Raw genomic sequence first — 7,674 nt, forward strand, 5'->3', positions numbered from 1 at the left:
ATATTATGAAATCAACGAGCTGGATGTGATCAGTTCGGGATTAATTACAAAGGCACTCTACATTAACGAGGATGTTAATTATAACGGTGATTTTGGCGGCGAACACAGGTATTTGATTGACCTTGCTGACAAAAAGCGGAAAGCGATTGCGGCAGCCTACGCGGAGCAGAAAGGCAAGACAAAAGAGATTCGTCCGCTGTGCATTATTCAGTTTCCTAATTCCTCCGACAGACTGATACAGGATATGGAAAACCATCTTTCTGAATTGGGATATACCTATGACAATAAGATGGTGGCCAAGTGGATGAGTGAAGCCAATGAGAAAATTAATATCGATAATATTACCGATAATTCTGCAAGCCCTGTTTTTCTTCTGATGAAACAAGCGATTGCTACAGGATGGGACTGCCCGAGGGCAAAGATTCTGGTAAAGCTGCGGGAGCGCATGTCAGAAGAGTTTGAAATTCAGACCATTGGCAGACTACGGCGCATGCCGGAAGCCGTTCATTATGATATTGACATTCTTGACTTTTGCTATCTCTACACCTTTGACGAGAAGTACAAAGAGAGCATCAGAGAATCAATGAATACGGCCTTTGAAACAAAGCGTCTGTTCCTAAAAGAAAAATGCAAGACTTTTAAACTGGAAAAGCAGCTTCGAAACAAAGACATGGATGAGCTGGGAGAAAGAGAAACCTTTTACGCAGTACATAAATACTTTGCAGAAACGTATGGCCTGACAAACGACAAAGCAGACAATCAGCTTCGTCTTGAGAACGCAGGCTACCGCTTTCATGATAAAATCATGGGTATGCAGCTGGAAGGCAAGTTTATAAAAACGGAATCTATTGCAGATGCTGATCATACCCGTTACAGAACAATAGAGCGTATAGTCAATACGCATATAAATGGCATAGACCTTTTGCATTCTGTGGATTCCATTAAGTCTGCAGTGGGAATGACTACGCAGAAAACAAAGGTGGTTTTGGAAAGATTGTTCAGAGCAAAAGTAGCAAGTCCGAAAAAGCTGCTTTCCCTGGACACAGCCCACTACTATGCCTTTATTATCAATAATGAAGATCAGCTGAAGCTGGATTTCAGAGGCGCCACCGCTAAACTGGCACAGCAGCTTGCTTTTGGAACGCCTAAAACGGCTGTTTTTACAATTCCGGAGCAAGAGCTGTACCGTTTCGACCCGACGGAAACAGATGTTGAAGAAATGCTGTCTAACGCCTACGAGGGTTATTCTTCTGCCATGGTGGTTGAGGGAATCCGCTCAAAGTGTGAGCGCCTGTTTGAAAATTACTGCGAGGAGCGGGATGACATTGAGTGGGTTTATAAGAACGGTGACACAGGACAGCAGTATTTTTCCATTGTCTATCTGGATGGCCTGCAGAAGCAATGGCTGTTTTATCCAGACTACATCGTGAAAAAGAAAAATGGCGAAGTATGGATTATTGAAACCAAAGGCGGCGAAAGCGGCAATAAAAGCAGAAATATTGATCTCCAAGTGGAGAACAAGTTTGCAGCCTTTAAAGAGTATGCGGCGAAAAAGGAATTAAAGTGGGGATTTGTCCGCGATAAAAATGAAAAGCTTAAAATCAATAATACAGATTATTCCGATAGCTTAAGCGGGCCTGGATGGAGGCCGCTCAGGGAAGTATTTTAAGGAACGCAATGCTTCTTCGACCGGTTTTCTGACTTCACTTTTGATGCTTGTCCTCACCACAGTTTTCGATACCCTCTGGGCGTAATGCCCTCTACCTTTTTGAACATCCTGGCAAAATAATTCGCATCACTCATGCCGCATCTGCGGGCGATCTCCTCAATGGAAAGACTGGTAAAGCGGAGCAGGTGCTTGGCCTGGGTGATGCGTACCTGCAGGAGGTAATGATTTACAGAACTGCCGAATTGCTCTTTAAACAGTCTGGCAAGATAAAATTTGTTGATGAAAAACATCCGCTCCAGCATTTCCAGAGTGATTTTTTCAGAGAAATGATCGTCTAGGTAATTCTTCACCTCCTGGAGATCTCTTTTTCCGGCGGAATTTGCCGTGTCGGCCTGGGGCTGTGTGCATTCCTCTAAAAGCAGAACCAATAAAGAGGTAAGCTTTTCACATATCTTCAATTCCTTTATGGCGCCGTCCGAGGATGCGGCCAAAAACAGATCATCTAAAAGCGTTTCATAGGCGGACAGTCTTGTGGTGTGAAAACAAGGCTGGCCGCCATTTCCCAGGTATTTTTTATAAATATTTTTGAGATTCTGGCCATAGAAATGCACCCACTTCAAGCTCCAGAGGGCGTCGGAGGCAGCATGGGAATAGGGCTTTTGGCAGTCCAGAAAAATGCAGTCTCCTGCGGAAAGAGCGAAGGTTTCCCCCTCATAGGTCAGGGTGCCGGAACCGCTTTTCACAATAAAAAACAGATAAGAGGATAAATTTTCCCTCTGGCTTACATGGGGCTTTTTGGCCTGCAGCTGTCCTGTCTCCTGCAGATAGATAAGATTGCTTTTGGCAAAGGCAGAGGGGGTATAGATGATCCGATTGGATGTCACTATGGTTCCATGAAATAACGAAGCTTTCAAGGCAAGCCCTCCTTTCGGGAATCTTTTGATGCTGGACCGTCCTCTTTAGGTCTGAACCTTATTATATCAAAGAAGTCAAGATAATGCTATAATTATACAAAATAAGTACTTATAAAAGGGAAGAATATGGACTATGATAATTAAGAAATTGTGCTGTAAGCAAAATGACAGAAAAAACAGAAAGAGAAACATTGTATGAAAAAAGCATTGATTACAGGAATCACAGGACAGGATGGCTCTTACCTTGCGGAGCTTTTGCTGGAAAAGGGATATGAGGTACACGGCATGGTCAGAAGAGCATCTATTTCCAATACGGCCAGAATTGACCATCTGCTGCAAAAAAAGGCGGTAACCCTTCATGACGGAGACCTTTCGGATACCTCCTCCATTACCAGGATCATTCAGCTGATTCAGCCGGATGAGATTTATAATCTGGCGGCCCAGTCCCATGTGCAGGTGTCCTTTGATGTGCCGGAATATTCAGGGGATGTGGATGCCATCGGCGTGCTCAGGATTCTGGAGGCGGTGAGAGTGCTGGGACTTATTGACAAGACAAAGATTTATCAGGCCTCCACCTCGGAGCTTTACGGCAGAGTAGAGGAGGTGCCTCAGCGGGAGACCACGCCCTTTCATCCCTATAGCCCTTATGCGGTGGCAAAGCAGTACGGGTTTTGGATTACCAAGGAATACCGGGAGGCATATGGCATGTTTGCGGTAAACGGTATTTTGTTTAACCATGAGTCTGAGCGCCGGGGAGAGAACTTTGTCACAAGAAAGATTACCCTTGCAGCAGGCAGAATTGCGGAGGGAATTCAAGATCATCTGGAGCTGGGAAACCTGGATTCCAAGCGGGATTGGGGATATGCAAAGGATTATGTGGAATGTATGTGGCTGATTCTTCAGCAGGATAAGCCGGATGACTTTGTGATCGCCACCGGGGAGCAGCATACGGTAAGGGACTTTACGGAAAGGGCTTTTCGGGAAAACGGTATGGAAATCCGCTGGGAGGGCAGTGGAATTCATGAAAAGGGCTATGATGCGGCAACCGGCAGGCTGCTGGTATGTGTAAATGAAGCATGGTTCCGCCCTACGGATGTGGATAATTTGTGGGGAGATCCCACCAAGGCAAGGGAAACGCTGGGCTGGAATCCCCAAAAGACAAGCTATGAAGAGCTGGTTCGGATCATGGCAAGACATGACAGGCAGCTGGCAAGACGGGAAGCGGCCATGAAGGCTGCTGTAGCCGGACTGGAACAAGAATGAGGGGGCAGATGATGAATATTGTGTTATTATCCGGAGGCTCAGGCAAGCGCCTTTGGCCTCTTTCCAATGACATTCGTTCCAAGCAGTTTATTAAAATTTTCAAAAAAGAGGATGGCCAGTATGAGTCCATGGTACAGCGCGTGTTTGGACAGATCCGCGCCGTGGACGAAAGGGCCACAGTGACCATTGCCACTTCCAGGTCCCAGGCTTCTGCCATTAATAATCAGCTGGGTGCAGGGGTGAATATTTGCGTGGAGCCTTGCAGGCGGGATACTTTTCCTGCCATCGCATTGGCGACGGCCTATCTGCATGACGTAAAAGGAATACCGGGAGAGGAGGCTGTTGTGGTGTGCCCGGTGGACCCTTATGTGAGCACCGATTATTTTAATGCGTTGAAGCAGCTTGAAAGCCTGGCAGCTGGGGGAGCGGCTAATCTGGTACTGATGGGGATGGAGCCAACCTATCCCAGTGAGAAATATGGATATGTTATTCCCGACAGCAAGGAAAAGGTCAGCACAGTCTCTACCTTTAAGGAAAAGCCGGATTTAAAAACTGCAGAGGAATATATCGCCCAGGGGGCTTTGTGGAATGGGGGCGTATTTGCTTTTCGGCTAAATTATGTGTTGAAAAAGGCAGAGGAAATGCTGGGCTTTGCTGATTATGCCGGTTTGTTTGAAAACTATCAGACGCTGCCCAAAATCAGCTTTGACTATGCGGTGGTGGAACAGGAAAAAGAGATTCAGGTACTGAGATTTTCCGGGGAATGGAAGGATTTGGGAACCTGGAATACCCTGACGGAGGCCATGGATGAAAATGTGGTGGGCAAGGCCATGTACAATGACCAGTGCAGCAACCTTCACATCATCAATGAGCTGAACGTACCGGTGCTCTGCATGGGTATTGAAAATGCCATTGTGGCCGCCAGTGCGGAGGGCATCCTTGTATCAAACAAGGAGCAGTCCAGCTACATTAAGCCCTTTGTGGACCAGATCGATCAGCAGATCATGTTTGCGGAAAAATCCTGGGGGAATTTTCAGGTAATCGATGTGGAAGACGCCAGCATGACCATAAAGGTGACGCTGAACCCGGGTCATGGAATGAATTACCATTACCATCAAAACAGGGACGAGGTCTGGACTGTTTTAAAGGGCCGGGGATATGCCGTGCTGGATGGGGAAAGACGCCCGGTGAAAGAGGGAGATGTGATCCAGATGCCCATTGGCTGCAGGCATACCGTGGTGGCGGAGACTGAACTAAAGATTATGGAGGTGCAGCTGGGGCAGGAAATCAGTGTGCACGATAAGGTGAAGTGCGAACTGTAAAAGCATTGAATTTCCGGGTGTGAGAATGGCATTTGCAAAAAGTTTCTGTAGAAAATTAATTTGCCGCTTTGAAATATTGTATTTTTGTGGGGAGTATGCTATTATTTTGCTAGAAGCTGTTGGGGAATGGCGATTGTGTAAGAGGCATAATTTTTATAGCGAAATGACATTTGATACAAGCCGCCGAGCACCTTGATGCTTTGGCGGTTTTTTAATTGGGTGGGGGAGGGGAATGAAGGATAATACCTAATTATCCTTTATTAAATATCAAATACTAAGGAAATTTGCCGTATGGGAAGAGATAAACCCAAAAAAGACTGGGAAGAATTTGAAGAAATTGTTTTTAAGGTTTTGTTGGAAATATTCCAGTTAAAAGAAAATGAATATAATCAGTTGACGAGAAGCACAAAGGACGGGGGATACGACGGAGTATTTCTTATCCCTATACGCATCAAAAAAACAACTCATTTCTTTCAGGCTGTTTTTGAAGCAAAGCTACGTTCAAATAAGAAGCTGTCATTGCCATTGCAGGAATTTGCAAAGGCATTGATTATTGCAGTAAACCGCGATACGGATCGTATCATTATAGCTTCTAACCTTACGTTATCCTCCAACACCATTAATATACTGGAGAGATTTTCCTCCCAGACCGAACTCCAAATACAATTCCTGGAGATTAATGAGATAATCCAATGGTTAAATAAACATCCGGAGGATAAAAATATATATAGCGACGATATTATAGCGCTACTGAATGAATCTTATGAAATTCATGGCGAGAAAGAAAGCTCCCTTTTAAAACCAGACTGGGGAATTAAGGAAGAGTCTGTCGTCTTATTCTGCCAAAAACACCTCGAAAAAAAAATATTTCTTGAAAAAATGCTTGAAGATCCTTTTGGAATCCTCCTAGTCAGCGGCGATGTGGGAACTGGAAAAACAACTTTTATTCATGCTTTGTCAGAATCTTTTTCGAAAAAGAAGTTTCAAAATATAGAAATTGATCTGTCTGAGAAACCGACTCCCAGAGTCCTTTTTATGTCAATTATGCAAACGATCTGGAAGATACCCTTGGAATTTTTAGATGATATATCTAATGAAGATTTTGATACTGCAATCAGTTGGGTTGGAACAGAATATACGCCCGATGATGCTAAAAAAGCAGTAAGGATTGCTTTTGAAAAATCCTCTGAAAAATACAACGAGTCTTCTGATATTTTTAATTACTTTTTAGTATCTTATATAGAGCTGATTTACAAACAATTAACGCGAAAAAGAAAGTATGCTTTGAGTTTTTTAAATTTGAATTATGCGTCCAAAGAAACTTTGGATTTTCTTTTGCTGTTTGCACAAAAAATGTCGCAGTATATTTTTATCATACTGGAAATCCGCACTTCTTTATATATCAATAATCATATGCCTTCAGCCAAATGGGAAGAATTTAAAAGCGAATTTTTTAAGCTTGCAAATGTGAAAGACAATTACACGCCGGAAAAACTGGAGAATTATGAATATTACAAATATATAAACCATATATGGAAGAAAGATTTTCCCAAAGACTGCGTCTCGGCGGTTATTCAACGAACAGGCCCTTCGCTTCTGTATATTAACGCTTTTATAACCTACCTGAAATGCAGCGGCTGGGACGGCGTGCCGGATGCATTAAAGAAATGCGAGCTTGATAATATTGCCGTAGGAATAAAGGAGAATATTTTGTCTATGCTGTGCCGTACGTTATGTGAACAGGACAGTTACTATGTACAACTGTTTTTTATTACGGCAGTTTTTCAGGGACAGCTTCCCCGTAGGGCAATCGAGCAGACTATCGGTTATAATGTGGAAAATATCGATTATATTATAAAAGAAACTGAGATTTACCAGCTTACAGAAAATGAATTGAAAATCAAGCATCGCTGTTATTTAGAGGCGCTGGACAGCATGGATTATATCGGAGAAACCTTAAAATTGGATTTGTCACTGGAGATGCTTAATAAAAATGTAGTTTACGAAAGTGTATTCGAAGATGAGCGCAGGCAAATCATACAGATACGTTTATATGAATTATCTCTGAGAAACAGGGAATTGATATGGGCATGTTTTAAATTTGCCGATGATATGTATTGCAAAGGACAGTATCATTTGTCTTTTCAATATGCATCAAAAGCACAAAAAGTATTGTCTGATATGCCATTGGACTCCTCCGAAGACAAATGGATAAAAATTAAAATCTGGATTCTGCTTTTGCAAAACGAGATTTTATCTCATGACTTAGACGAGGAAAAAATACATAATCTTCTTAATGAGACTAAAGATATGTTTTCCGAATATCTTCCGGCAGAACACGACGATTATAGTAATACCTATATGCGCTTTATTTTGGTGAAAAATCGTATTTACCATTATGAAGGGAATTACAAACGTTCCTTAGAAATTATGGAATCCGCGCTGTGTTTCATGGAAGATAATAAGGAGACTCTTTCAGAAGCGATAAGAGGTGAATGTTGGAAAG

Annotated in this window: 5 protein-coding genes; 4 read left to right on the forward strand and 1 reads right to left on the reverse strand. The window is 43.1% G+C overall.

Annotated features, from left to right (window positions below; all coding sequences use genetic code 11):
• Positions 1–1,669: DEAD/DEAH box helicase (locus tag AC1WIP_RS08335; RefSeq protein WP_481141408.1), on the forward strand; the 1,669-nt coding region annotated here is incomplete at its 5' end.
• Positions 1,670–1,722: 53 nt separating this feature from the next.
• Here the strand turns inward: AC1WIP_RS08335 and AC1WIP_RS08340 are convergent.
• Positions 1,723–2,583, reverse strand: a complete 861-nt coding sequence (locus tag AC1WIP_RS08340) for an AraC family transcriptional regulator (protein ID WP_481141409.1) — start codon at positions 2,581–2,583, stop codon at positions 1,723–1,725.
• Positions 2,584–2,778: 195 nt separating this feature from the next.
• On the opposite strand from AC1WIP_RS08340, the gene gmd reads away from it, so the two are divergent.
• The 3 genes from gmd to AC1WIP_RS08355 form a co-directional block, all read left to right on the forward strand.
• Entirely contained in the window at positions 2,779–3,846 is a 1,068-nt protein-coding gene (gene gmd, locus AC1WIP_RS08345; protein WP_481141410.1) for a GDP-mannose 4,6-dehydratase, read from the forward strand.
• Positions 3,847–3,854: 8 nt separating this feature from the next.
• Entirely contained in the window at positions 3,855–5,168 is a 1,314-nt protein-coding gene (locus AC1WIP_RS08350) for a sugar phosphate nucleotidyltransferase (RefSeq protein ID WP_481141411.1), read from the forward strand.
• Between the two features lie 291 nt (positions 5,169–5,459).
• Positions 5,460–7,674: hypothetical protein (locus AC1WIP_RS08355; RefSeq protein WP_481141412.1), on the forward strand; the 2,215-nt coding region annotated here is incomplete at its 3' end.

The sequence above is a fragment of the Acetatifactor sp. genome, assembly GCF_982438285.1.